The sequence below is a fragment of the Litchfieldella rifensis genome (assembly GCF_042646605.1).
Classification (GTDB): Bacteria; Pseudomonadota; Gammaproteobacteria; order Pseudomonadales; family Halomonadaceae; genus Litchfieldella; species Litchfieldella rifensis.
Genome location: NZ_JBHRUG010000023.1, coordinates 1 through 25,576, shown reverse-complemented (window position 1 = coordinate 25,576; position 25,576 = coordinate 1). Strand labels below are relative to the sequence as shown.

Below are 25,576 nucleotides of genomic sequence, written 5' to 3'. Positions count from 1 at the left end.
TCGGCCGGCGCTACTATGAGGGGATGACACATCACAAAGACCGGGAGAGTCAGGCATGGACGCAGGGAGCGGGAAGCGCAGCATCGATGGTGGGGTCGTGCGGCTGCTGATCATCGTGCTGCTGGGGATGGGGCTGATCAGCGTGCCCTGGTTGACCCACAATCGTCTGGTGGCGAGTGAAGAGACGGTCGACGCGGCCTGGGCCGATGTCGAGAGCAACCTGCAGCGGCGTGCCGACCTGGTGCCCAATCTGGTGCGCAGCCTTCAGGAATACATGACACACGAGAGCGAGACCCTGGTGCGCCTGGTCCGTGAGCGCGCCGAGGCGTTGAGCGAGGCGCTGGAGAGGTCCCGCGAGATCGAGACCTCCAGGGTTGCCGAGCTGAATTCGGCCCTGTCGCAGGATCTTGGCCGGCTGATGCGGCATGCCGGCGAGCATCCCGAACTGCGCTCCGGCGACCAGTTCCTGCGTTTCCAGGCGCAGCTCGAAGGCAGCGAGAATCGCCTCAATGTGGCACGCATGCGCTACAACGAGGCGGTGCGGGAGTACCAAGCCGGCCTCCGCGGTTTTGTGGGCCGCTGGGTCGCCGAATCGATGGGACTGCGGTCGCGAGACTACTTCGAGGCGAGCCCCGCCGCTACCGAACCCTTCGCGGTGGAGTTCTAGCTGTGGCCATCGAGCTGGTGGTCGGGGTCGGGGCCGGGCTGTTGATCCTGGCGCTGCTGCTGGCTGGGCGTGGGTGGCGCTTCCCCTGGTGGGGGATCCTGGGGCTGTCGGCGCTGGTGCTGTTGAGCTCGCCCTGGTGGCCACGGGCGCCCGAACTGGTGGAGGACCGGGTCGGGCTGCTGGCGGACGCCGAGCGAGAGCGCCTGGGTGATCGCCATGCGCTGCTGCGGGCCGATCACGGCATCGACTACCGGGTGGTGATCGGCCGTGAGCTCGGCGACCTGGACCGCTTCGCCGTCGACTATTTCCGGCGCCACGAGCTGGGCGCGGGGGGGAATGCCGGCCGGGGCCTGCTGCTGGTGCTGGACGTGGCGGCCAACGAGGTGCGCCTCGAGGTGGGATATGGGCTGGAGGCGGTCTTCGTCGATGCCTTCGTCGCCTACCTCGAGGCGCGGCAGATGACTGAATTCTTCGCCGTGGGCCGGGTGGCCGACGGCATTCTGGCCAGTACGGAGCTGATCGTGGCGCAGGCCGAGACAGCCGAGGGCGAGGTGCTGCCGGCCCTCGCGGGCAGTGGGGGTGCCGGGGCGCGGATGCCGGCGCGCCTGGGGGAGGGGGCTGCGTCCCCCGGCGCGGCGCAGGTGGCGGCCGGCGACGGTGCTTCGCCGCGCGATGTGCTGGCGGCCTATCGCCGTGCGATGCAGCAGCGCAACGACAACCCCGAGCTGACGATCTACGGCCGCGAGACGCGACGCATGCTGGCCGACTGGGTGATGACCCCGGCGCAAATGGACAACATGGCGCAGAGCCTGGCGGCCTGTCCGATCGCCCGTGAGCTGACCGCCGCCGACGGCCGGCGCGTGGTGCTGCTCGCCCCCCTGGCCGAGCGCCGCTGCCCGCCGTATTTCTTTATTCGCGAGGGGCAGGCCTGGCGACTGGACCTGGCCGGCATGATGCAGGCCGTGCGTTTCGGCCGCGACAATCGCTGGCACTTGGAGGTCGGGGCCCTCGGTCCCTACGGGTTCGGTTTCGAGGCCTTGGCGCTCGATGCCCGAGGCTATCCTGTGGTGCCGTAGCCTCCCTTTGGGCGGTGTAGGCCAAAGACCAAGCCGGGCCGGCTGTCAAGGGGCCGGCTGTCCGGTATAATCCAGCACTTTACATGTTCAAACCTCTACGGGGCCTGTGGCGATTCCCATGCGAGTGATTCGAGGTCTGCACAATCTGCGCGAGGAGCATCGCGGCTGCGTGGCCACCATCGGCAATTTCGATGGGGTGCACCGCGGTCATCAGGCGATCCTCGAGCAATGCCGCGAGCGCGCGGCGGCACTGGGGCTGCCGGTGATGGTGGTGGTCTTCGAGCCGCAGCCTCGCGAATACTTCGCCGGTGACCAGGCGCCGCCACGGCTGACGCGGTTGCGCGACAAGGTCGAGCTGCTGGCCGCCTACGGTGCCGATCGGGTGTTGTGCCTGCCGTTCAACGACGCCCTGCGCAGTCTCACGGCACGCGAGTTCATTGATCGGGTCTTGATCGACGGTCTCGGGGTGCGTCACTTGGTGGTGGGGGACGATTTCCGCTTCGGTTGCGAGCGTGACGGCGATTTCGCCCTGCTGGCACGGGTGGGCAAGGAGGCGGGATCCGGACGCGGGTTCGACGTCGAGCATACGCGGACCTTCGTGCTCGATGACGAGCGTGTTTCCAGCTCGCGGGTGCGCACCCTGTTGGCGAGTGGTAACTTCGCCCAGGCCAGGCGCATGCTGGGGCGCCCCTACCGATTGACCGGACGGGTGGTCGCCGATCAGAAACTGGGGCGTACCATCGGCGTGCCGACCGCCAACCTGCCGTTGCTGTCGTTGCCGCTGACGCTGCGCGGTGTCTACGCGGTGATCGCCGAGTTGGCCGATGGCCGCCGTTTCAGCGGGGTCGCGAACATCGGCTGGCGCCCCACGGTGGGAAGCGCGCGCCCGGTACTCGAGGTCCATCTGTTCGATTTCGACGAGGACCTCTACGGCCAGCGCCTGACGGTATTCCCGTGTGCGAGATTGCGCGGCGAGATCAGCTTCGCTGACTTCGAGGCCTTGAAGCGCCAGATTCGGGCCGATCTGGCCCGCGCTCGGCGCTACTTCGACCACCATGGCATCCGGGCCCAGGCCCAGTCGGGCGTGACAGTCGATGACGATGCGGCATTTCCTCTGGCATCGGCGCCGCTGGCGCGCGAGGCTGCGACTTCTGATTCCTCGGTAGGCCACCCGGCCGCCGGGTGCGACGATGACGGACACTCATGAGCGATTACAAGCATACCCTGAACCTGCCCGAAACCGACTTTCCCATGCGTGGCAACCTGCCCAAGCGTGAGCCCGAGCGGGTGGCGCGTTGGCAGGCCATGGACCTCTACCAGCGCCTGCGCGAGGAGGGGCGAGGTCGCCGGAGCTTCGTGCTCCACGATGGCCCTCCCTACGCCAATGGCAGTATCCATATCGGGCACGCCGTCAACAAGATCCTCAAGGACATCATCGTCAAGTCCAAGGCCCTGGCCGGGTTCGATGCCCCTTACGTGCCGGGCTGGGATTGCCATGGCCTGCCCATCGAGCACAAGGTCGAGACCACCCACGGCAAGCACCTGCCGGCCGACAAGGCGCGGGCGCTGTGTCGCGAATATGCCAGTGAGCAGATCCAGGGCCAGATGCAGGACTTCGTGCGCCTGGGCGTGGTCGGCGACTGGGACAACCCCTATCGCACCATGGACTATGCCAATGAGGCCGGCGAGATCCGCGCGCTCGCCGAGATGGTCAAGGGCGGCTATGTCTTCAAGGGCCTGAAGCCGGTCAACTGGTGTTTCGACTGCGGCTCGGCGCTGGCCGAGGCCGAGGTCGAATATGCCGACAAGCAGTCGGATGCCATCGACGTGGCCTTCCCCTGTGCCGACGAAACCAGGCTGGCAGCGGCCTTCGGCCTGACCGAGCTGCCCAAACCGGCGGCGGCGGTGATCTGGACCACCACGCCCTGGACCGTTCCCGCCAACCAGGCGCTGAACGTCCATCCCGATTTCACCTATGCCCTGGTCGATACCGGCGACCGGCTGCTGGTGCTGGCCGAGGAGCTGGTGGAGTCCTGCCTGGCGCGTTTCGGTCTCGAGGGCGGGATCATCGCCACCGCCCAGGGGCAGCGGCTTGAGTTGATCGAGTTCCGTCACCCCTTCTATGATCGGGTTTCGCCCGTCTACCTGGCCGATTATGTGGAGGTCGACGAGGGCAGCAGCGGTATCGTCCACTCGGCGCCGGCGTACGGCGTGGACGACTTCGTCACCTGTCGTGCCTATGGCATGGAGTTCGATGAGATCGAGAACCCGGTGCAGGGCGATGGCGTCTATGTCGACGACCTACCGTTCTTCGGCGGCCAGATGATCTGGAAGGCCAACCCCGCCATCGTCGCCAAGCTCGAGGAAGTCGGCGCACTGCTGGCACACCAGAAGATCATGCACAGCTACATGCATTGCTGGCGCCACAAGACGCCGGTGATCTATCGCGCCACCGCCCAGTGGTTCGTGGGCATGGATATCCAGGGCAAGGACGGCAGGACGCTGCGGGAACGCGCCCTGGAAGGCATCGAGCAGACCCAGTTCGTACCGTCCTGGGGCAAGGCGCGCCTGCACTCGATGATCGCCAATCGCCCGGACTGGTGCATCTCGCGCCAGCGCAACTGGGGGGTGCCGATCCCCTTCTTCCTGCACAAGCAGAGCGGCGAGCTGCATCCACGCACCGTCGAGCTGATGGAGGAGGCCGCCAAGCGTGTCGAGGCCGGGGGCATCGACGCCTGGTTCCGCCTGGAGGCCAGCGAACTGCTGGGCAGCGAGGCCTTGGAATACGACAAGGTCACCGACACCCTCGACGTGTGGTTCGATTCCGGCACCACGCATTGGCATGTGCTGCGTGGCTCCCACGGCCTCGGCCACGCCGAGGGTCCGCGCGCCGACCTGTATCTGGAAGGGTCCGACCAGCATCGCGGCTGGTTCCACTCGTCGCTGCTGACCGGCTGTGCCATCGATGGCCATCCGCCCTACAAGGGGTTGTTGACCCATGGCTTCACCGTCGACGCTCAGGGCCGCAAGATGTCCAAGTCGGTGGGCAATGTCGTGGCGCCCCAGGAGGTCATGGACAAGCTGGGTGCCGATATCCTGCGGCTGTGGGTGGCCTCCACCGACTATTCGGGCGAGATGGCGGTGTCCGACGAGATCCTCAAGCGCACTGCCGACGTCTATCGGCGTATCCGCAATACGGCGCGCTTTCTGCTCGCCAACCTCAATGGTTTCGAGCCGAACCGTGACGCGGTGGCGTTCGATGAGATGCTGGCACTGGACCAATGGGTGGTCGACCGGGCCGCCCAGCTGCAGGCGCGCATCGAAACCGCCTATGCCGACTACCGTTTCCTCGACGTCTACCAGCAGGTGCACACCTTCTGTGCGCGTGAGTTGGGGGGCTTCTATCTCGACGTGATCAAGGACCGGCAGTACACCACCCAGAGCGACTCGCTGGCACGCCGGAGCTGCCAGACCGCGCTGTACCATGTGGTCGAGGCGCTGGCGCGCTGGGTGGCGCCGATCCTGTCGTTCACCGCCGAGGAGGTCTACGAGCATATTCCCGGCAAGCGCCGCGAGAGCGTGCTGTTCGAGACCTACTACCCGGGGCTTGGCACGCTGGCTGACGGTGCTGCCTTCGATCGCGACTTCTGGGAGCAGGTGCTGGAGGTCAAGCAAGCGGTCAACAAATGCCTGGAAGATGCCCGTAACGCCAAGTTGATCAAGAGCGGCCTGGCCGCCGAAGTGACCCTCTACGTCGACGACGCCTTGCACGACACACTTGCCCGGCTCGGCGACGAGCTGCGCTTTGTGCTGTTGACCAGTGACGTACAACTGGCGTCGCTGGCCGAGGGTGCGGCGGGGGAAGCCACCGAGCTCGACGGTCTGCGGGTGGCCGTGGCCGCTTCCGCACACACCAAGTGCGAGCGCTGCTGGCACCATCGTGAGGATGTTGGAACCCACGACGACCACCCGGATCTGTGCGGGCGCTGCATCTCCAATCTGCCGGAGGGAGCGGGTGAAGAACGTCACTATGCCTGAACGTCGGCAAGAAGGGCTCGAACGGGCCATGCACAAACCGCTGCGCTGGCTATGGCTGGCGGCGCTGGTGATCGCGCTCGACCTGGTGACCAAGGCCATGGCCAGCGCCTGGCTGACTTATGGGCAGCCAGTGGAAGTGCTGCCGGTGTTCAACCTGACGTTGCTGCACAACACCGGGGCGGCCTTCAGCTTTCTGGCCGGTCACGACGGCTGGCAGCGTTGGTTCTTCGCTGCGATCGCCGTCGGTGCCAGTGTTGGCATGGCGGTCTGGATGAGCCGACTGAAGCGCCACGAGGTATTGCTGGCCGTGGCGCTGGCGCTGATCATCGGCGGTGCTCTGGGTAACCTTTACGACCGGCTGGTGCTTGGCTATGTGGTCGACTTTCTGTCGTTCCACTGGGGGGCCTACTATTTCCCGGCCTTCAACCTGGCCGATGTCGCGATTACCCTGGGCGCTTTCGGGCTGATCTGGGAATCATTACGCGATGTCCGGCGTCACAAGAAGTCCTGACCCTATCTGCAGCGAGAGACAGCATGAGTGATTACCGTATCGGTGAAGGCATGGAGGTGACCCTGCACTTCACCCTCAAGCTCGAAGATGGCACCGTGGTCGATTCCACTCGCGACAAGGCCCCGGCAACCTTCCAAGTTGGCGACGGCAATCTGCCGCCGGGATTCGAGGCACCGATCAAGGGGCTGACCGATGGCGACAACGGCAGCTACGAGATCGTCCCGGAGCACGCCTTCGGTCAGCACAATCCGCAGAACGTGCAACTGCTCAAGCGCGACGATTTCGAGGACCTCGAGCCGGAAGTGGGTACCGTGATGTCCTTCTCCGATCCTGCCGGCGGCGAGCTGCCCGGGGTGATCGCCCGGGTCGATGACCAGCAGGTGGAAGTCGACTTCAATCATCCGCTTGCAGGGCGTACCCTGACCTTCGAAGTGGATGTCATCAGCGTTCGCCCAGCGACCACGCACTGAGCCTGTTGCAGGCAAGCGAGGCAACTATGCAGATCAAGCTGGCCAATCCCCGTGGCTTCTGTGCCGGCGTCGATCGCGCCATCGAGATCGTCAACCGTGCCCTCGACGTTTTCGGCCCCCCGATCTATGTGCGTCACGAGGTCGTGCACAACCGCTTCGTGGTCGACACCTTGCGCAACCGCGGCGCGATCTTCGTCGAGGAGTTGCATGAAGTGCCCGATGACAAGATCGTGATCTTCTCCGCGCATGGGGTGTCCCGGGCCGTGCAACAGGAAGCCGAGCGGCGCGGTTTGCGGGTATTCGATGCCACCTGTCCGCTGGTCACCAAGGTGCATCTGGAAGTGCTGCGTTACGCCAGGCGTGGTGAGGAGTGCATCCTGATCGGCCATCAGGGCCACCCGGAAGTGGAGGGCACCATGGGGCGCTACGACACCTCGCATGGCGGTGCCATCTACCTGGTGGAAGACGAAGCCGACGTGGCCTCGCTCGACGTCAAGGACCCCGGTCGTTTGGCCTTCGTGACTCAGACCACGCTGTCGATGGACGATACCGCCCGGGTGATCGATGCCCTGCGGGCCAGATTTCCCGAGATCCAGGGGCCGCGCAAGGACGATATCTGCTATGCCACCCAGAACCGCCAGGATGCCGTCCGCGGTCTGGCCCTGGAAAGCGACCTGGTACTGGTGGTCGGCAGCCCCAACAGCTCCAACTCCAATCGCCTGCGCGAACTCTCCGAACGGGTCGGCACCCCGGCGTACCTGGTCGATGATGCCGGCCAGATCGACCCGGCATGGCTGAAAGACGTCGGGACGATTGGTATTACTGCTGGCGCCAGTGCTCCCGAGGTGCTGGTCAAGGGGGTGATCGAGCGTCTGCAGTCGCTGGGGGCCAGTGCGCCGGAAGAGCGCCAGGGACGCGAGGAAACCATCACCTTCTCCATGCCGCGCGAGCTGCGTGAGCGAGTGATTGCTAGTGAATAGGTACTAACCGCTCATACGCCATGCTGTATGAGGGCTGCGATCATGAAACCGGGCTTCAGGCCCGGTTTTTTTGATCCTGGACCTGTTGTGGATGGCACTCCTGAGACATACTGAAACCAAACGTAATCCTCGTTGGTGGGAGAGTTTCCATCGTGGCGCGACCAAAACTGCTGAGATATCACTCAGGCTTTACGCTGATCGAGCTGCTGATCACGGTAGCCGTGATCGGCATCCTCGCCGCCATTGCCTATCCCCTCTATACCGGCTATGTCGAGCAGGCCCGTCGGTCCGATGGCCAGTCCATGCTGATGCAGACCGCCGGCCGATTGGAGCGCTGCTATACGGCGAGCAGTTCCTACCAGGGCTGTATCGCAGGACTCGATGACGGTGGCCTCGAGTCCGCCGATGGCCATTACACCATTACCGCCTCCACACTCACGGCTTCTACCTACACGCTGTCGGCGTCCCCCAATGGCGCCCAGGCCGATGACAGTTGCGGCAGCCTGACGCTGGACAGCCGAGGCGCAAGGACTCCTGATGGCTGCTGGTAGCGCAAGGCGAGTCACGGGCTTCACCCTGATCGAACTGCTGGTCACGCTGGCGGTAGCGTTCATTCTGGCCACCGTGGCGATGCCCGGGCTTCAGCGTCTGATCGTCAGCAACCGCCTGGCCAGCGATTACAACGAGATCCTGGCGGGACTGCATTATGCCCGGAGCGAGGCGGTGAAGCGTCGGGAAGCCGTTCAGGCGGTGCTGGCGCAGGGGGAGGGTGGTGCCTGGCAACTGACGGTTAGCGTCGTGGACGGCCCCGAATTGCGGGTAAGAACGGCGCGCGATGACGACATCTCCACCGGGGCGATAGAGGTGACTTTCAACTCGCTCGGCAGAAGGGCTGCCTGCGCTCCCGATACCTGTGACGTCAGTATCGGGGGCAAGGAGATCCTGGTGGGCCCGTCGGGACGCATAGGGAAGCCCTTCGATGCTTAGTCACCGGGCCCAATACGCGACAAGGGGCTTTACGCTGGTCGAAGCCCTGATCGCCTTGCTGGTGCTGTCGTTCGGCCTGCTCGGGGTGGCGGCGATGCAGCTCAAGGCGATGCAGGGCGCGCATGTCTCCTACCAGCGCTCGCTGGCCACCGTGATCGCCTCGGATGCCAACGAGCGGCTGTGGGCCGCATTGGGCATCGGCAGCGGAACCTGTCCCAGTGACAGTAGTGTGCAAGCACAATGGTTGGACCATTGGGACGATGCCTTGCCTAGCGTGGGGGCCAGCTCGATCGTAGCGCAGGCCAGCTGTGAATATACGATCACCGTGACATGGGACGACGAACGCTTCAGTGCCGAGGGCGATATCTCGACGCTGACCTATGTCGCACGCCTGCCTGGAGCGCCATGACCATGAGTGCTGAGCAGGAACTCCAACAAGCGCCGGGCGCGCAGCGGGGGTTTACCCTCGTCGAACTGATGGTGGCGTTGGTGATTGGTTTGATCATCACCTTGGGTGCCACTCAGCTTTTCATTGCCAGCAAGCGCTCCTACGACCGCATCGAGTCCTTGGCCCAGCGACAGGAAGCGACCCGGTTTCTGGTCAGTGTCCTGTCGCAGGACATTCGAGGGGCGCGGGCGGTCATCCGCGAGCCTGCCGATCCCGACCAGGCGATAGAGCACTTGGACCTGGTTTTCGATGGTCGCGAGGATGATGTGTATTGCTCGGGTGGCCAGCAGTTGAGCGCTCTGCGTTACTCCTTTTCCGACAATATATTGCGCCTTGACATGAATTGCGGCGGTGAAGGATTTACGGGGGAGCCGCAGCCCCTGGTCAGCGGTTTGACAGCGTTCGATGCGGTACCAGACGCTTCGTCGCTGTTCCTGGACGTGATGCTGGAGTTCGAGCCTCTCGGCGCCGACGAACCGGAGGATCGGCGGCGGATAACGTTCAGGGTTGCCAACCGGACCGAGGTGGTCGGGACGTTCGATTGACCGAACGGCATGCCGATTTTCCCGGGGTAGGCGCCTCTGGCCGGTGTCAGTCGTGCCGAGCAGGAAGCGATCGCTTAGCAGCGATGCCTGGTGGCTCATGGGGTCTGGCAGCCAGTCGCCCCTTCCTGGCGCACCCGTCCCAAATTGCTCATCACCACCTGTGCCGCCCGCCCGTGCTTCCCACAGATGGTAAACGTGCCGTTATACCCTCGTGGCCACCCACTTGCAGGGAAGCGAATGACGCGATAGTCATTGCGGAAGTTGACGGACTCTACTTCACCGGCGTCCAGGACTTTGAGGATGGGCTCGTTCGCCTTGCGAGTTCCTCCCGCGGCGCGGCCTTCGATGATCAGCAATGGCGCCGACCAGTCGGCCAGACAGGTTTCCCGGTCTTGGCTGGGGCAGACGGTGATCGTGGTCCTTCTGGCCACGGCAGTATTCCTGGCTTGGGCCAGCGCGGTCCTGAGGCGTAGCACCTCCGTTGTCACCTGGTGGCGAGCGGTGAAGGCCTGAAGGCCGGGAATGGCCCAGCTAGCCATGATGAATGCCACGGCGACCACCACCAGCAATTCGATTAGCGTGAAACCGCAAGACCGACGGGCGGAGAGGCGAGTCGACCGGCCACAGGCGCAGCCTGGCCTGTTATGCTGGAGGTGGTATGGCATGCTGCCCTCCCTGGCAGACGTGCTGGTGGCGTTAGCATAGTCGAATCTGGTGTAAGCCAAATCGCAACTTCGTGTGAGTGATTGCCCATTGTGAGTGATTTCCTGATCGTGGGGGGCGGGGTCATCGGCATGATGACGGCCCTGCAACTGGCCGATGCCGGTCACGCGGTCACGCTGCTGGAGCGTGGCGAGTGTGGTCGCGAGGCCTCCTGGGCCGGGGGCGGCATCGTCTCGCCACTATACCCATGGCGCTACAGTGCACCTGTCTCGAACCTGTCGCGCTGGTCGGAAGGGTTCTATCCGGAACTGGCGCTGCGCTTGCTGGAAGAGACCGGGATCGACCCCGAGTATCGCCAGAAGGGCCTGCTGTATCTGCGCGTCGATGACGAACCTCAGGCACTGGCCTGGGCGCGTGAGGTGGGCAAGCCGCTGGAGCGGGTGGGGCCTGACTTTCTCTATGCCAAGGAGGCCAATGCCGCGCCTGGCTGCGATGGGGCGCTATGGATGCCGACACTTGGCAGTATCCGCAATCCGCGGCTGATCAAGGCGCTGCGCACGCGCTTGGTGGCGATGCGGCGAGTGACCTTGAAAGAGGGCATGGAGGTGACTGGCCTGCAACGGCAAGGGAGCCGCATCACCGGGGTGGAAACCGCAACAGGGTCGGTATCATGCGAAAGAAGTCAGGTGATCGTATGTGGCGGTGCCTGGGCGGCGCAACTGCTGGCCGGGGTGGGGATCAACCTGCCGGTGCGGCCGATCAAGGGGCAGATGATTCTGTTCAAGGCGCCGCAAGGGTTGGTGCAACGGGTCGTGCTGATGGATGGTCGCTACGTGATACCGCGTGGCGATGGCCGTGTGCTGGCCGGTTCGACGCTGGAAGATGTAGGCTTCGACAAGACGACCACCGACGACGCGCGCGATTCTCTCTGGCACAGCGCGGTCAGGATCGTGCCCCGGCTGGCCGACTGTGAGGTCGAGCATCACTGGGCAGGGTTACGCCCGGGATCGCCGAAGGGGGTGCCCTTCATCGGTGCCCTACCGGGCTTCGACAACCTGCATGTCAACGCGGGCCACTACCGCAACGGCCTGGTATTGGCTCCGGCCTCGACCCGCTTGCTGGTTGATCAGCTACTGAAACGGGAACCGATCATCGACCCTGAGCCATACCGGCCAACGGAGGCGTTGTCGTGGTAGCGTTTCAACCTTGGGGTGGCTTCTGCTCTTCCAGGAACTTGTCACGGTGGGCGCCGCAGCAGAACCATTCGCCACGCTCGCGCAGCGCGTCGTTCTCCGGCAGGTGAACGTGGCAATAGGTACAGCGCACCATATGTCCCCCTTCATTGCGGGTGGTATCGCTATCCAGCAGTTCCTCGCGCTCCAGCTTCCATTCGCGATACATGCGGTAAAGCTTGAGACCGGCGAAGAGCAGTAGGGCGAAGATGATCAGACGAATGATCAAAAGATTCATCCTTATGTAACTCCCTGAAGAGGTCGTTCGCTTTTGCCTGCGAGGCGACCATGCGGGACAATAGAGTTATCCGAGAGTTTCGAGAGATTTTCACGCCCATGCAAGACCTGACACTGGTGATGGCCCAACTCGATCCCTTGGTCGGCGATATTCCCGGCAATGCCGACCTGGCCATCGAGACGGTACGCGAAGCGCGCCTCGAGCACGGCGCCGATATCGTGGTGCTGCCCGAACTGTTCCTGACCGGCTATCCGCCGGAGGATCTATTGCTGCGTCCCTCGATGGAGAAGCGCTTGCGCGAGGCCCGCGCGAAGATGGCCGAAAAGATCGCTCGCGATGTGCTGGTGATCGTTGGCTATCCGGGGCGCCGCGAAGGTAAGCTCTACAACCTGGCGGGGCTGCTCCACAACGGCGAGTGGCATGAGGAATATGCCAAGCAGGAATTGCCCAACTACCAGGTATTCGATGAGCAGCGCTACTTCAGCCCGGGACGGAAGCCGCTGGTATTCAAGCATAAAGGGGTGCGACTGGGTATCCTGATCTGCGAGGACCTGTGGAAGGAAGCGCCGATACGCGCCGCCCGTGAGGCGGGGGCCGATATCCTGATCACCCTCAACGCCTCTCCCTATCACCAGGACAAGCCGGCCGAGCGTCTGCAACTGCTGAGCGAACGGGCCACGCAGGTGAAGCGGCCATTGGTCTATGTCAACCAGATCGGCGGCCAGGACGATCTGGTCTTCGACGGGGGCTCGGTCGTGGTCGATGCCCAAGGACACCTCAAGGTGCAGGCACCATACTGGCAGGTCGGCTTGATGCCGGTGCAGTTCGTCAAGACGAAGGGCGGTTGGCAGCCTCAGGACGGCGAGGTCGAGCCTCAAGTCGAACCGGAGGAAAGCCTTTACTGCGCCTTGGTCACCGGCCTGCGCGACTACGTCAACAAGAGCGGCTTCGAGGGGGTAGTGCTGGGGTTATCCGGGGGGATCGACTCGGCACTGTCGCTGGCCATTGCCGTGGATGCACTGGGGCCGCAGCGCGTGCATGCGGTGATGATGCCCTATCACTATACCGCGGAGATCTCCAAGGAAGACGCCGCCGCACAAGCGGGAATGCTTGGCGTGCATTATGAGGTGTTGCCGATTGCGTCGATCGTCGAAGCCTGTGACGAGACATTGGCGGAGAGCTTCGCCGGCACTCCCCGCGATACCACTGAAGAAAACCTGCAGTCGCGGGTGCGTGGCGTGTTGCTGATGGCGATTTCCAACAAGAAAGGCTTGATGGTGCTGACCACGGGCAACAAGAGTGAGATGGCGGTGGGGTACGCCACGCTCTATGGCGATATGGTGGGTGGCTACAATGCCTTGAAGGATGTCTACAAGACGTGGGTCTATCGCCTGGCCAAGTGGCGCAACGCCCAGGGACCGGCGATTCCCGAGCGTGTGATCGAACGTCCGCCTTCCGCCGAGCTGGCGGCGAACCAGCAGGACAGCGATTCGCTGCCCGATTACGATACCCTGGACGCCATTCTGTCACGCTATATCGAGGGCGACATGAGCGCCGAAGCGATCATCGACGCAGGGTTCGAGCGCGATGACGTCTACCTGGTGGTCAAGCTGGTCGACCGCAGCGAGTACAAGCGTCGCCAGGCGCCGGTGGGGGTGCGGGTCACGCCGCGCGGGTTCGGTCGCGACCGGCGCTACCCGATCGTCAACGGCTGGCAGCCGGGGGAATAGGCGCTACGCGCGGGCCTCGTAGCTCGTAGCTCGTAGCTCGTAGCTCGTAGCTCGTAGCTCGGTCAGCTACCCAGCGACAAGGGGCGGGCGTTGACATGCAGCGGGCGGAAGGTTCGGCCGCGCAGGCGCTCGTTGTCGGGATCGTTCTCGATCAGGGTCGCCAACACCTCACGTGCCCGATCACGCATTTCCAGGCCCAGGTAACCTTCCACCATCACCGCCAGGGCATCGCGGGTCGCGGGAGCTTCCGGATAATTCTCGATCACCCAGCGGCCACGTTTCACGGCGGCGAGATAGGCGCCCTTACGCAGGTAGAAGTCCGCCACATGGAGCTCGTGCTCGGCCATGACGTTGCGCAGGTAGACGATGCGCTGGCGAGCATCGGGGGCATATTCACTATCGGGGAAACGCTCGAGCAACTCGCGGAAATCGGCATAAGCGTCGCGAGTGGCGCCCAGGTCGCGCTTGGAAATGTCGATCAGCTTGAGCCGCTCGAGACTGAAGCGCCCGGCCTGGTAAGCGGCCAGACCGCGCATGTAGTAGGCGTAGTCGACTTGGGGGTGGTCCGGGTTCAGGCGAATGAAGCGGCTGGCGGCGGCGCGTGCCGCTTCCCAATTGTCCACCTGATAATAAGCATAAATCAGCTCGAGCTGAACCTGTTCGGCGTGTTCACCGAAGGGGAAACGGGTGTCGAGCGCCTCGAGCCGGTCGACGGCAGTGCTGTAGCTCCCCCTGTCCAGTGCTGAGCGGGCTTCCTGGTAGAGCTCGTTTTCCGCGAGCTGGGGAACGTCGCTCTCGCCATTGCTGGCGCAGCCTGCCAACAAGGCCGCAGCGAGAACAAAGGCACCTAGCCGGGTGCCGCTAGTGAAAACGCGCATCATGATCCTCGTATCAACCAACTCGGGCAGCCATGGTAGAATCGCCCACATTCGGCTCACTATAAAGCTCTCCACTATAAAGTACAGGCAGGCCCCATGAAATACGGTCCTGCTTGCGGAGAGCCGGCCCAGACACAACTCAACGCACAGGCGCGCTTCCTCTTATGACCGAAACCCTTCACCGCGACGAACGCGTTCCCGACGCCATGGCAGGCCAGCGCCTGGACCAGGCGGCGGCCGAGATCTTCGCCGATTTTTCCCGCGAGCGGTTGAAGGCCTGGATCAAGCAGGGAGCGCTGACGCTGGATGGCAGCCAGGCTCGTCCCAAGGACAAGGTCTATGGCGGCGAACGCCTCGAACTGCACGCCGAACTCGAGGATGACACGCGCTTCGAACCGCAGGCGATCGCGCTGGATATCCTCTTCGAGGACGACGAGGTGCTGGTGGTCGACAAGCCTGCCGGCCTGGTGGTGCATCCCGCGGCCGGCAACCCGGACGGCACACTGTTGAACGCGCTGCTGCACCATTGCCCTCAGCTTGCCAGCGTCCCGCGTGCGGGGATTGTGCATCGCCTCGACAAGGACACCACCGGCCTGATGGTGGTCGCCAAGACGTTGGCGGCGCAAGCCGCCCTGGTCGAGCAGTTGCAGGCGCGTACGGTGTCGCGCGAGTATGACGCCGTAGTGACCGGCGTGATGACCGCCGGGGGGACCGTGGATGCCCCGATCGGACGACATCCCAAGGACCGCAAGCGCCAGGCAGTGACGGCATCGGGCAAGCCGGCAGTGACCCATTATCGGGTGGTCGAACGCTTCCGGGGGCATACGCACGTCCGCTGTCGGCTCGAAACCGGTCGCACGCATCAGATCCGGGTGCATCTGGCCTACAAGCGTTTTCCTCTGGTCGGCGACAGTGTCTATGGTGGGCGCCTGAAGCTGCCGGCCGGAGCCGCCGAGGGGCTCAAGGAGCTGCTGCGCACCTTCCCCCGGCAGGCCCTTCACGCACGTAAATTGGCCTTCCTGCATCCGCGAAGCGGCGAGCCGGTCGAGTTTCGTGCCGAGTTGCCTGATGACCTCCTGTTGCTATTGGACTACCTGCGCGACGACCACGAGACCATGCGATGACGGATGCCGAACTCTCCCAGCAACCGACGCTGATCCTGCCCGACTGGCCGGCACCCACCACCGTGGGGGCCTTCATGACGACGCGTGAAACCGGCCCCAGTCAAGGCGACTTCGCGGCCTTCAATACCGCCAGCCATGTGGGTGACGATGTCGAGCGAGTGGCACTCTGTCGAGAACTGCTGCGTGCCCAGCTCGACGACGATCGGCCGCTGTTATGGCTCGACCAGGTGCACGGTGCCAAGGTCCAGCAAGCCTACTCGCCGGAGGTGCCCGAGGCCGATGCGGCAGTGGCCTTCAACAAGCGCTACGCCTGCGTGATCCAGACTGCCGATTGCCTGCCGGTGTTCTTCTGCGACCGGCGTGGGACCCGGGTGGGCCTGGCGCATGCCGGCTGGCGCAGCCTGGCCGGTGGAGTGCTGGAGGCCAGCGTGGCAGCGCTCGGTGTCGACCCCGACCAGCTATTGGCCTGGCTGGGCCCAGCGATTTCCAATGCCCAGTTCGAGGTCGGTCCGGAGGTGCGCGACGCCTTCGTCGCCATCCAGGCGGAGGCCGACACCGCCTTCGACCCCAGCCCCTATCGCCTGGGTCACTATATGGCTGATCTCTACCGGTTGGCGCGGCTGCGCCTCGAGCGCCTCGGGGTCTCGCATATCAGCGGCGGCCATTTCTGTACCGCCTGTGAGTCGCGCTTCTACTCCCATCGCCGCGACGACGGCAAGACCGGCAGGATGGCCAGCGTGATCTGGTTACGCTAGCTTAACAGGCTGCGGGCTGCGGGCTGCGGGCTGCGGGCTGCGGGCTGCGGGCTGCGGGCTGCGGGCTGCGGGCTGCGGTTCAAGATGCTCGCGGCTCGCCGCCCGCTGCTAGAAGCTCGTAGTGCCTTGATCCACATCAACCCCTCGTGACTTTCCTCTGCGGCTGACTTGAAAGCTGACCACCATACCTCCATTGATACTGTCAATACGCAATGACAGGGCCAAACGGGGCGTCCGAACGCGCCGTTACCCCACTGGAGGACATTCGATGCGATTCGACAAATTCACCGGCAAGCTGCAGAACGCGGTGGCCGATGCCCAGTCACTGGCCGTGGGTCGCGGGCATAACCAGCTTGACCCCGGCCATCTGCTGATGGCGTTGCTGGATGACCGCGACAGTGGCTTGAAGGGCTTGGTTCAAAAGGCCGGGGGCGATGCAGGCGGGCTGCGCAATGGCCTGGCTCAGTACGTGGACAACCTGCCGCAGGTCGGCCAGTTCGATGGCGAGGTGCAGCCCTCGCGGGATCTGGTGCGGCTGTTCAACCTGGCCGACCGCGAGGCGCAGACCCGCGGTGATCAGTTCATTGCCAGCGAGCTGATACTGCTGGCGGCACTCGGTATGAATCATGCTGTCAGCAAGGTGCTGAGCCAGGCTGGACTGACCCGCAAGGCGGTCGAGTCGGCCATCGACAGCCTGCGTGGCGGCCAGACTGTCGACGATCCCAATGCCGAGAACAATCGCGAGGCGTTGGACAAGTACACCCTGGACCTTACCGCCCGTGCCGCCGAGGGCAAGCTTGATCCGGTGATCGGTCGTGACGATGAGATCCGCCGTACCATTCAGGTGCTGCAGCGGCGCACCAAGAACAACCCGGTGCTGATCGGCGAGCCCGGTGTGGGCAAGACCGCCATCGTCGAGGGGCTGGCCAACCGGATCATCGATGGTGAGGTGCCCGAGGGGCTCAAGGACAAGCGGGTGCTGTCGCTGGACATGGGCGCGTTGCTGGCCGGCGCCAAGTTCCGCGGCGAGTTCGAGGAGCGCCTCAAGGCGGTGCTCAAGGAACTGGCGCAGGAAGAGGGGCAGGTGATCCTGTTCATCGACGAGCTGCACACCATGGTCGGCGCCGGCAAGGCCGAGGGCTCCATGGATGCCGGCAACATGCTCAAGCCGGCGCTGGCGCGCGGTGAGCTGCACTGCGTGGGGGCCACCACACTCGATGAATACCGCAAGCATATCGAGAAGGACGCCGCGCTCGAGCGCCGCTTCCAGAAGGTGTTGATCGACGAGCCCTCCGAAGAGGACACCATTGCCATCCTGCGTGGCCTCAAGGAGCGTTACGAGGTCCATCACCGGCTGAATATCACCGATTCGGCGATCATCGCGGCGGCCAAGCTGTCGGCGCGTTACATCACCGACCGTCAGTTGCCCGACAAGGCCATCGACCTGATCGATGAGGCCTCGTCACGAATTCGCATGGAACTCGATTCCAAGCCGGAGGAGATGGACCGCCTCGATCGACGCCTGATCCAGCTCAAGATGGAGCGCGAGCAGCTCAAGAAGGAGACCGACGAGGCATCGAAGAAACGCCTCGAGACGCTGGAAGCACAGATCGACGAGCTGAGCCGCGAGTATGCTGACCTGGAAGAGGTGTGGAAGGCCGAAAAGGCCAGCATCGAGGGCGCGGCCCAGTACAAGGCCGAGCTCGACAAGGCGCGCGTCGAGCTCGATGCCGCCAAGCGGCAGAGCGACTTGGGTCGCATGTCCGAGCTGCAGTACGGGGTGATCCCCGCGCTGGAACGCAAGATCAAGGAGGCGGAAGAGGGCGAGGCCACCCAGGCCGCCGAACATAAGCTGTTGCGTTCCAACGTCACCGAGGAAGAAGTGGCCGAGGTGGTGTCGCGCTGGACCGGTATTCCGGTCGCCAAGATGCTCGAGGGTGAGCGCGACAAGCTGCTGCGCATGGAAGAGGCGTTGCATCAGCGGGTCATCGGCCAGGACGAGGCGGTTACCGCGGTCGCCAATGCCGTGCGTCGCTCGCGCGCCGGGCTTGCCGACCCCAACCGGCCCAATGGCTCCTTCCTGTTCCTCGGTCCCACCGGGGTGGGCAAGACCGAGTTGTGCAAGTCGCTGGCCAATTTCCTGTTCGATACCGAGGAGGCCATGGTGCGCATCGACATGTCCGAGTTCATGGAGAAGCATTCCGTGGCGCGGCTGATCGGGGCGCCTCCCGGCTATGTCGGCTACGAGGAGGGCGGCTACCTGACCGAGGCGGTGCGTCGCAAACCCTATTCGGTACTGCTGCTCGACGAGGTCGAGAAGGCCCATCATGACGTGTTCAATATCCTGCTGCAGGTGCTGGAGGATGGTCGCTTGACCGACGGGCAGGGCCGCACCGTGGACTTCCGTAACACCGTGATCGTGATGACCTCCAATATGGGCTCGGACATCATCCAACGTATGGGCGCGGGGAGCGACAACGGCGACGTCGACAAGAGCTATGCCGAAATGAAGGAAATGGTGATGGCAGTGGTGTCCGATCACTTCCGCCCCGAGCTGATCAACCGTATCGACGAGGTGGTGGTGTTCCATGCCTTGGGACAGGAGCAGATCCAGGCCATCGCCGGCATCCAGCTCGACCGCCTGCGCGAGCGACTCGCCGAGCACGATCTCAAGCTTGCAGTCAGCGACGACGCCCTGGCGCAGCTCGCAGTGGTTGGCTTCGATCCGGTCTATGGCGCACGACCGCTCAAGCGTGCGATCCAGAGTCGCCTGGAGAACCCGTTGGCTCAGGACCTGCTGGCCGGGAAGTTCTCACCCGGCGATACCATCAAGGTCACCACCGAGGACGGTCACCTGGTCTTCGACAAGTAAACCCATCATCCGGTCGAGTCCACGACCCTTCGGCCCGCCTCTTCTCTGGAGGCGGGCTTTTTAGCATCTCGAGCACCAGTTTTTCTTGCCGATTGATGGCGTTTGCGCTACTCGACACGGTTTCGCGGTTGACAGCCACGCGGCGCTATTGGAATCTTGACGGTTCCTGATTGCGGGCGCGGAACAAAACGGGCAATCCCCTATCACCGCGTGACGGGTAGGTCGCAAGGCCTCTACCCGCCGAAGGACTTTCCAGGTTCGGGTTAACCGCCTGACCTGGCCAACGCCCCCGACGCGGCGAACCGCCGTGATGAGAGTGCAGGCCCCAACCGGGCCCAAGGACGCCAGGGTTTGGCATCAGGTGCCGGCAACGGCCGGCAGCGGCATACCGCCGCACTCGAACGTCGTGACGCCATCCGCGCACGGCATGGCACTCGAGACCTCCAGGGGAGATACACTGTGGAACTGCTTTCCGGCGCCGATATGATCGCCCGCTTCCTCCAGGACGAGGGCGTCGAATATATCTATGGCTATCCCGGCGGGGCGGCGTTGCATATCTATGACGCCCTGTTCCGTCAAGACAAGGTCAAGCACATTCTGGTGCGACACGAACAGGCTGCGACCCACGCGGCCGATGGCTACGCCCGGGCCTCGGGCAAGCCGGGTACCGTGCTGGTCACCTCAGGTCCCGGCGCGACCAACGCCGTGACCGGCATCGCCACCGCCTATATGGACTCGATTCCCATGGTGGTGCTGTGCGGTCAGGTAATGAGTCACCTGATCGGTGACGATGCCTTCCAGGAAACCGACATCATCGGCGTGACCCGTCCGATCGTGAAGCACAGCTTCTCGATCCGGCATCCGTCAGAAATTCCCGAAGTCCTCAAGAAGGCTTACTACCTGGCCTCGACCGGACGTCCCGGCCCGGTGGTGGTGGACATTCCCAAGGACATGACCGCGCCCACCGAGCGTTACGAGTACGTCTACCCGAAGAAGGTCAAGCTGCGCTCCTATAATCCGGTCACTCGCGGGCATACCGGGCAGATCAAGAAGGCCGTGGAGCTGATGCTCAAGGCCAAACGGCCAGTCTTCTATACCGGGGGCGGCGTCGTCACCGGCAATGCCAGCGAAGGCTTGACCGATCTCGTGCAGCGTCTGGGCTATCCGATCACCACCACTCTGATGGGGATCGGCGCTTACCCGCAAAGCGATCGTCAATCGCTGGGCTGGTTGGGCATGCACGGCTCCTACGAGTCGAACATGGCCATGCACCATGCCGATCTGGTGATCGCCATCGGGGCGCGCTTCGACGACCGGGTGACCAACAACACCTCCAAGTTCTGCCCCACGGCGAAGATCATCCACGTCGATATCGACCCCAGTTCGGTGTCGAAGACGGTGCGCGCCGATGTGCCCATCGTCGGACCAGCGCAGAGCGTGATCAACGAGATGATCAGCCTGGTGCAGGGCAAGGAGATCGCACATCCCGAGGCGCTCGCCGAGTGGTGGCAGAAGATCGACGGCTGGCGCGAGGAGCGCCACGGCAAGCTCTATGAGCCCTCCGCTCCGGGAGAGCCCCTCAAGCCGCAGGAAGTGATCGAAGCGGTATGCAAGATCACGCGTGGAGAGGCTTTCGTGACCACCGACGTGGGCCAACACCAGATGTTCGCGGCCCAGTATTACAAGTTCGACAAGCCGCATCGCTTCATCACCTCGGGAGGGCTCGGCACCATGGGCTTCGGCTTCCCGGCGGCGATGGGCATCAAGATGAGCTATCCGGACGACGAGGTGGTCTGCATCACCGGTGAGGGCAGCTTCCAGATGATGATGCAGGAGCTGTCGACCTGTAAGCAGTACGGGGTCGGGGTGAAGATCGTCAACCTCAACAATGGCTCTCTGGGTATGGTGCGCCAGTGGCAGGACCTGAACTACAAGTCCCGCCACGCCCACTCCTACATGGAATCGCTGCCGGACTTCCAGAAACTGATCGAGTCCTATGGTTTCACCGCTCTCAAGGTAGAACGTCACGAGGATCTCGAACCCGCTCTCGAGCGGGCTTTCGCCGACAACAACGAGCTGGTGTTTCTCGACATCTATGTCGACCCGCGCGAGCACGTTTATCCGATGCAGGTGCCCCTGGGCTCCATGCGTGACATGCTGCTTTCGAAGACGGAGCGGACCTGATGCGCCATATCATCTCGATCCTGATGGAAAACGAACCCGGCGCTCTGTCCCGTGTGGTGGGGCTGTTCGCCCAGCGCAACTACAACATCGAAACGCTCAACGTCGCGCCTACCGACGACCCGACACTGTCGCGGCTGACGGTGACGACAGTCGGCGACGACCGGGTCATCGAGCAGATCACCAAGCACCTCAACAAGCTGATCGATGTGGTCAAGCTGGTCGACCTGACCGAAGGCAATCACATCGAGCGCGAGCTGATGCTGGTCAAGGTCAAGGCGCTGGGGGCGGCTCGTGACGAGGTCAAGCGCACCGCGGATGTCTTCCGCGCGCAGATCGTCGACGTGACGCCGAGCCTGTATACGGTCCAGATCACCGGCGATGCCGGCAAGCTGGATGCCTTCCTGCAGGCCATGGCACCGGTCGGCATCCTCGAGGTGGCGCGCACCGGGGTGTCGGGGATCGCCCGCGGCGACAAGGTGCTGAGCCTGTAGTACCCGTCGGTCGATGGCAAGCCGCTCTTCGGAGCGGCTTTTTCATGCCTGCCGTTCGGAAACTTCCGACCACAGTGCCCGGATCAGCGGACTTTTCAGGCGCCGCCGGGCTACGCACAACCCAACCTCGTAGTGCGGCAGCTCCGGCTTGACCGGCAGGATGCGGATACGCTCGACCAGCGGGCTGTTGTCGAGCACGATCCTGGGCACCACCCCGACCCCGAAGCCCAACCCGACCATGCTGACGATGGCCTCGTTGCCGGCGACCTGTGCATAGATGTGAGGAGTGATGCCGAGCGCCTTGAACCAGGTATCGCTGTGCTCGCGTGCCAGGCCCGACTCGGAGAGGATCATCGGCACTCGCGTCCATTGCTCGGCTGTCGGTACCTCGGGGGTGGCGGGAATCCAGGCGGCGCCATCACTCGGGGCAATGAACACCAAGGGGGAGATGGTCATCGGCTTGAAGGCCAGGGCATCCGGTAAGGTCCGGGGACGTGGGGTGATCGCCATGTCCTCTTCTCCAGCCAGCACGCGGGCCATGGAGTCAGCCGGGTCGCCGGTATGCAACTTGAGTTCGATGCGCGGGTGGCGCAAGCGGAAATCGCTGAGAAGCTCGTAGAGGAAACTGTAGCTGGCGGTAACCGAGCAGTAGATGCTGATTTCGCCAGCCAGTTCCTGGGTCTCCTCCATCAGCGCATGGCGGATCAGCTCCCACTGCTCGAGTGCCTCCCGCGCATATTCCTGGAAGGCTCGCCCCTGCCGAGTCAAGGCGACGTGGCGGTTGTCGCGCTCGAACAGCGGGACGCCGAGGGTGGCCTCGAGTTGGCGAATCGAGCGACTCAGCGTCGAAGGACTGACATGGCAGACATCGCTGGCGCGGCCGAAATGCAATGTCTCGGCTAGGCTCAGGAAGTGTTTCAGCGGGCGCATATCCATGACGGCAGTATTTCATCTTTTGGTTCGTAGTGTTGCAAATATAGCGTTTTACGCAACGCGCTGCCTGACGTATCTTGTCCGCATCGGCACCATGAACATCAAGCGCCGCGCAAGACGGCGTGGGTTGCCATCAACGCTGACACCATGCTTCTCATCATTCGACACTCAGGAGTGCACCATGCGCGTCTATTACGATAAGGACTGTGACCTGTCCCTCATTCAGGGCAAGAAAGTCACCATCGTCGGTTACGGTTCCCAGGGCCATGCTCACGCCAACAACCTCAAGGAATCCGGTGTCGACGTGACCGTCGCGCTGCGCCAGGGCTCGTCCTCTGCGGCCAAGGCCGAAGGTGCCGGCCTCAAGGTGGCCTCCGTGCCGGAAGCCTGCAAGACCGCCGATGTGGTCATGATCCTGGCCCCGGACGAGAACCAGAAGGCCATCTACGAACAGGAAGTCGAGCCGAACCTGAAAGAAGACGCGACCCTGGCCTTCGCTCACGGCTTCAACATCCACTACAACCAGATCGAGCCGCGCCCCGACCTGGACGTGATCATGATCGCGCCCAAGGCCCCGGGGCATACCGTGCGTTCCGAGTTCGTCAAGGGGGGTGGCATTCCCGACCTGATCGCCATCCACCAGGATGCCACCGGTTCCGCCAAGGAACTGGCACTGTCCTATGCCGCCGCGATCGGCGGTGGCCGCAGCGGCATCATCGAGACCACCTTCAAGGACGAGACCGAGACCGACCTGTTCGGCGAGCAGACCGTGCTGTGCGGCGGCGCCGTGGAGCTGGTCAAGGCCGGCTTCGAGACGCTCACCGAAGCGGGCTACGCGCCGGAGATGGCCTACTTCGAGTGTCTGCACGAGCTCAAGCTGATCGTCGACCTGATGTACGAGGGCGGCATTGCCAACATGAACTACTCCATCTCCAACAACGCGGAGTATGGCGAGTACGTCACCGGCCCGGAAGTCATCAACGAACAGTCTCGTGAGGCGATGCGCAATGCCCTGAAGCGCATCCAGACAGGCGAATACGCCAAGATGTTCATCAACGAAGGCAACACCAACTATCCGTCGATGACGGCACGCCGTCGCCTGAACGCCGAGCACGAGATCGAGCAAGTCGGTGCCAAGCTGCGCGCCATGATGCCTTGGATCGCCGCCAATCAGCTGGTCGACAAGTCCAAGAACTGAGCCTGTCGCGGCCTGAATGCGAGAAGGGTGCGGATTTCCGCGCCCTTCTTGCATTGTGGAGGCCTGGCATTCGCTATCGTTAATGGAGCCAGAGTGTAGAATGGTGGGCGCGCTTCGCGCGCTCCTGTATGGCAACGGAACGAGACTCATGAGCCAAGAGCCCAGCAAGCCTAATCACGAAGACGTCGAGCACGAAAAGGCCGAACACGCCGATGAGGACGTTGCCTCCGCCTTCGTGCGTGAAACGGAAGTCGTCGAAGAGGCGGTGGAGGATGGCAGGAAGGTGCGGCGGCGGGGGATCTACCTGCTGCCCAATTTGTTCACTACCTCGGCGTTGTTCTCCGGGTTCTTCGCCGTGGTGGCCGGGATCAATGGCGACTTCACGGCCGCTTCCGTCGCGATCTTCATCGCCATGGTCCTCGATGGCCTGGATGGGCGAGTTGCGCGCATGACCAATACCCAGAGCGCCTTCGGTGCGGAGTATGACAGCCTTTCCGACATGCTCTCTTTTGGCGTGGCGCCGGGGTTGGTCGCCTTTACCTGGATCCTTCAGGACATCGGCAAGACCGGCTGGGTGGTGGCCTTCCTGTACGTGGCCTGTGCCGCCCTGCGTCTGGCGCGTTTCAACGTGCAACTGGGCAGCGTCGACAAGAAGTGGTTCATCGGGTTGCCCAGTCCCTCGGCCGCGGCATTCGTGGCAGCCAGTGTGTGGACGTTCCACAGTTTCGATGCCGAGGCCTTCGGATTCAAGTTGCTGATGCTGCTGGTAGTGGCGGCGGCGGGGGTGTTGATGGTCAGCAATATTCGCTATTACAGCTTCAAGGACATCGACCTCAAGGGGCCGGTGCCTTTCGTGGTGCTGCTGGCCATCGTGCTGGGGTTCGTGGTGATTTCGGTCGAACCCTCGGTGATGTTGCTGTTGCTGTTTGGCGCTTATGTCGCCTCCGGCCCGGTCATGGCCGTGATGCGCAAGATGAGACGTCCCCCGGCCAGCGACTGAGCGAGGGCCATTGCCTTACCGACGACGCCCGCCGAGGCGCCTCGGCTGCGACCGAGTGGAATCACCGGCCGGCCTGCAGTGGTCATGGCAAGATGAGCAAAGGGTGAAAAAAACCCCTTGCAGGCGGCGTCGGAACGCCGTAGAGTACGCATCCGCTGCCGACGACGGGCATACGTCGCGGGCGGTGGAGGGTGGTGGAAGCGCTTGTTTCTGTTGAGGTTTTCGGGATCGCTGTGGCGATCGTGGCTTGACAGCGGCGCGGGCATTCGCGAGAATGCGGCCCCACTCGCTCGGCGGCCCTCGGGGCCGTGCGCCAGGCGTCGACTGACGGGCTGGCGGCACGCGAAACGCCTTGACAGCGCGCGCCGAGTCAGTAGAATACGCCTTCCTCGCAGGGCGCTGGTGAGCCACCCGGTGGCCCGGCAGCGAAGCGAGACGCTCCCCTCTTTAGTCGAGGCCGGAGCCGCTCTTTAACAATCGATCAGGTAATTCATGTGGGCGCTTGTCGGTGAAGGGGTGAGCAGTCACCAAGACCTTCAAGGCAAGCGACTCGTCA

At 63.6% G+C, this 25,576-nt stretch carries 24 protein-coding genes; 20 read left to right on the top strand and 4 right to left on the bottom strand.

The window, feature by feature from the left end:
* The first annotated feature begins 55 nt into the window (after window positions 1–55).
* The 11 genes from ACFOEV_RS11325 (at window position 56) to ACFOEV_RS11275 (ending at window position 9,722) form a co-directional block, all read left to right on the top strand.
* Window positions 56–667, top strand: coding sequence for a LemA family protein (locus ACFOEV_RS11325; protein WP_386773945.1), 612 nt, complete (start codon window positions 56–58; stop codon window positions 665–667).
* 2 nt (window positions 668–669) lie between these two features.
* The gene (locus tag ACFOEV_RS11320) at window positions 670–1,743 is read left to right on the top strand and encodes a TPM domain-containing protein (protein ID WP_386773943.1); all 1,074 of its coding nucleotides are present in this window, start codon (window positions 670–672) and stop codon (window positions 1,741–1,743) included.
* A 118-nt stretch (window positions 1,744–1,861) separates the two neighbouring features.
* Window positions 1,862–2,950, top strand: coding sequence for a bifunctional riboflavin kinase/FAD synthetase (gene ribF, locus ACFOEV_RS11315; protein WP_386773941.1), 1,089 nt, complete (start codon window positions 1,862–1,864; stop codon window positions 2,948–2,950).
* Entirely contained in the window at window positions 2,947–5,781 is a 2,835-nt protein-coding gene (ileS, locus tag ACFOEV_RS11310) for an isoleucine--tRNA ligase (protein WP_386773939.1), read from the top strand. Before ribF ends, ileS begins: the two co-directional genes overlap by 4 nt.
* Before the next feature lie 28 nt (window positions 5,782–5,809).
* The gene (gene lspA, locus ACFOEV_RS11305) at window positions 5,810–6,292 is read left to right on the top strand and encodes a signal peptidase II (protein ID WP_386774071.1); all 483 of its coding nucleotides are present in this window, start codon (window positions 5,810–5,812) and stop codon (window positions 6,290–6,292) included.
* 23 nt (window positions 6,293–6,315) lie between these two features.
* The gene (gene fkpB, locus ACFOEV_RS11300) at window positions 6,316–6,762 is read left to right on the top strand and encodes an FKBP-type peptidyl-prolyl cis-trans isomerase (RefSeq protein ID WP_386773938.1); all 447 of its coding nucleotides are present in this window, start codon (window positions 6,316–6,318) and stop codon (window positions 6,760–6,762) included.
* 26 nt (window positions 6,763–6,788) lie between these two features.
* Window positions 6,789–7,742 carry a 4-hydroxy-3-methylbut-2-enyl diphosphate reductase gene (ispH, locus tag ACFOEV_RS11295; RefSeq protein WP_386773937.1) on the top strand — a complete coding sequence of 318 codons (954 nt, stop codon included), beginning with the start codon at window positions 6,789–6,791 and terminating at the stop codon, window positions 7,740–7,742.
* 152 nt (window positions 7,743–7,894) lie between these two features.
* Window positions 7,895–8,293, top strand: coding sequence for a type IV pilin protein (locus tag ACFOEV_RS11290; RefSeq protein ID WP_386773935.1), 399 nt, complete (start codon window positions 7,895–7,897; stop codon window positions 8,291–8,293).
* The gene (locus tag ACFOEV_RS11285) at window positions 8,280–8,729 is read left to right on the top strand and encodes a GspH/FimT family pseudopilin (protein WP_386773933.1); all 450 of its coding nucleotides are present in this window, start codon (window positions 8,280–8,282) and stop codon (window positions 8,727–8,729) included. The genes ACFOEV_RS11290 and ACFOEV_RS11285 overlap by 14 nt, the downstream gene beginning before the upstream one ends.
* The gene (gene pilV, locus ACFOEV_RS11280; RefSeq protein WP_386773931.1) at window positions 8,722–9,138 is read left to right on the top strand and encodes a type IV pilus modification protein PilV; all 417 of its coding nucleotides are present in this window, start codon (window positions 8,722–8,724) and stop codon (window positions 9,136–9,138) included. Before ACFOEV_RS11285 ends, pilV begins: the two co-directional genes overlap by 8 nt.
* Complete coding sequence (locus tag ACFOEV_RS11275; protein ID WP_386773929.1) at window positions 9,135–9,722, top strand: prepilin-type N-terminal cleavage/methylation domain-containing protein; 588 nt, start codon at window positions 9,135–9,137, stop codon at window positions 9,720–9,722. The genes pilV and ACFOEV_RS11275 overlap by 4 nt, the downstream gene beginning before the upstream one ends.
* Before the next feature lie 95 nt (window positions 9,723–9,817).
* Here the strand turns inward: ACFOEV_RS11275 and ACFOEV_RS11270 are convergent, their stop codons facing one another.
* Window positions 9,818–10,387 carry a GspH/FimT family pseudopilin gene (locus ACFOEV_RS11270; protein WP_386773927.1) on the bottom strand — a complete coding sequence of 190 codons (570 nt, stop codon included), beginning with the start codon at window positions 10,385–10,387 and terminating at the stop codon, window positions 9,818–9,820.
* 90 nt (window positions 10,388–10,477) lie between these two features.
* Here ACFOEV_RS11270 and thiO point away from each other — a divergent pair, with 90 nt between their 5' ends.
* Window positions 10,478–11,581 carry a glycine oxidase ThiO gene (gene thiO / locus ACFOEV_RS11265; RefSeq protein ID WP_386773925.1) on the top strand — a complete coding sequence of 368 codons (1,104 nt, stop codon included), beginning with the start codon at window positions 10,478–10,480 and terminating at the stop codon, window positions 11,579–11,581.
* 4 nt (window positions 11,582–11,585) lie between these two features.
* Here the strand turns inward: thiO and ACFOEV_RS11260 are convergent, their stop codons facing one another.
* Complete coding sequence (locus ACFOEV_RS11260) at window positions 11,586–11,855, bottom strand: PP0621 family protein (protein ID WP_386773923.1); 270 nt, start codon at window positions 11,853–11,855, stop codon at window positions 11,586–11,588.
* 98 nt (window positions 11,856–11,953) lie between these two features.
* Here ACFOEV_RS11260 and ACFOEV_RS11255 point away from each other — a divergent pair, with 98 nt between their 5' ends.
* Window positions 11,954–13,585: an NAD+ synthase gene (locus ACFOEV_RS11255; protein ID WP_386773921.1), complete on the top strand. Its 1,632-nt coding sequence runs from the start codon at window positions 11,954–11,956 to the stop codon at window positions 13,583–13,585.
* Window positions 13,586–13,647: 62 nt separating this feature from the next.
* Here the strand turns inward: ACFOEV_RS11255 and ACFOEV_RS11250 are convergent, their stop codons facing one another.
* Window positions 13,648–14,463, bottom strand: a complete 816-nt coding sequence (locus ACFOEV_RS11250) for an outer membrane protein assembly factor BamD (RefSeq protein WP_386773919.1) — start codon at window positions 14,461–14,463, stop codon at window positions 13,648–13,650.
* 164 nt (window positions 14,464–14,627) lie between these two features.
* On the opposite strand from ACFOEV_RS11250, the gene rluD reads away from it, so the two are divergent.
* From rluD to ilvN, 5 genes are all read left to right on the top strand, one after another.
* Window positions 14,628–15,587: a 23S rRNA pseudouridine(1911/1915/1917) synthase RluD gene (gene rluD, locus ACFOEV_RS11245; RefSeq protein WP_386773917.1), complete on the top strand. Its 960-nt coding sequence runs from the start codon at window positions 14,628–14,630 to the stop codon at window positions 15,585–15,587.
* Complete coding sequence (gene pgeF, locus ACFOEV_RS11240) at window positions 15,584–16,342, top strand: peptidoglycan editing factor PgeF (protein ID WP_386773915.1); 759 nt, start codon at window positions 15,584–15,586, stop codon at window positions 16,340–16,342. The genes rluD and pgeF overlap by 4 nt, the downstream gene beginning before the upstream one ends.
* A 268-nt stretch (window positions 16,343–16,610) precedes the next feature.
* A complete protein-coding gene (clpB, locus tag ACFOEV_RS11235; RefSeq protein ID WP_386773913.1) occupies window positions 16,611–19,214 on the top strand; it encodes an ATP-dependent chaperone ClpB in 2,604 nt (867 codons plus the stop codon).
* Window positions 19,215–19,673: 459 nt separating this feature from the next.
* Window positions 19,674–21,398 carry an acetolactate synthase 3 large subunit gene (locus tag ACFOEV_RS11230; RefSeq protein WP_386774069.1) on the top strand — a complete coding sequence of 575 codons (1,725 nt, stop codon included), beginning with the start codon at window positions 19,674–19,676 and terminating at the stop codon, window positions 21,396–21,398.
* Window positions 21,398–21,889: an acetolactate synthase small subunit gene (gene ilvN / locus ACFOEV_RS11225; protein ID WP_386773911.1), complete on the top strand. Its 492-nt coding sequence runs from the start codon at window positions 21,398–21,400 to the stop codon at window positions 21,887–21,889. The genes ACFOEV_RS11230 and ilvN overlap by 1 nt, the downstream gene beginning before the upstream one ends.
* 42 nt (window positions 21,890–21,931) lie before the next feature.
* Here the strand turns inward: ilvN and ilvY are convergent, their stop codons facing one another.
* Entirely contained in the window at window positions 21,932–22,825 is an 894-nt protein-coding gene (ilvY, locus tag ACFOEV_RS11220) for an HTH-type transcriptional activator IlvY (RefSeq protein ID WP_386773909.1), read from the bottom strand.
* Window positions 22,826–23,003: 178 nt separating this feature from the next.
* Between ilvY and ilvC the strand changes: the two genes are divergently transcribed.
* The gene (ilvC, locus tag ACFOEV_RS11215; RefSeq protein ID WP_386773907.1) at window positions 23,004–24,020 is read left to right on the top strand and encodes a ketol-acid reductoisomerase; all 1,017 of its coding nucleotides are present in this window, start codon (window positions 23,004–23,006) and stop codon (window positions 24,018–24,020) included.
* Window positions 24,021–24,168: 148 nt separating this feature from the next.
* A complete protein-coding gene (gene pssA / locus ACFOEV_RS11210; RefSeq protein WP_386773905.1) occupies window positions 24,169–25,020 on the top strand; it encodes a CDP-diacylglycerol--serine O-phosphatidyltransferase in 852 nt (283 codons plus the stop codon).
* Window positions 25,021–25,576: the final 556 nt, after the last annotated feature.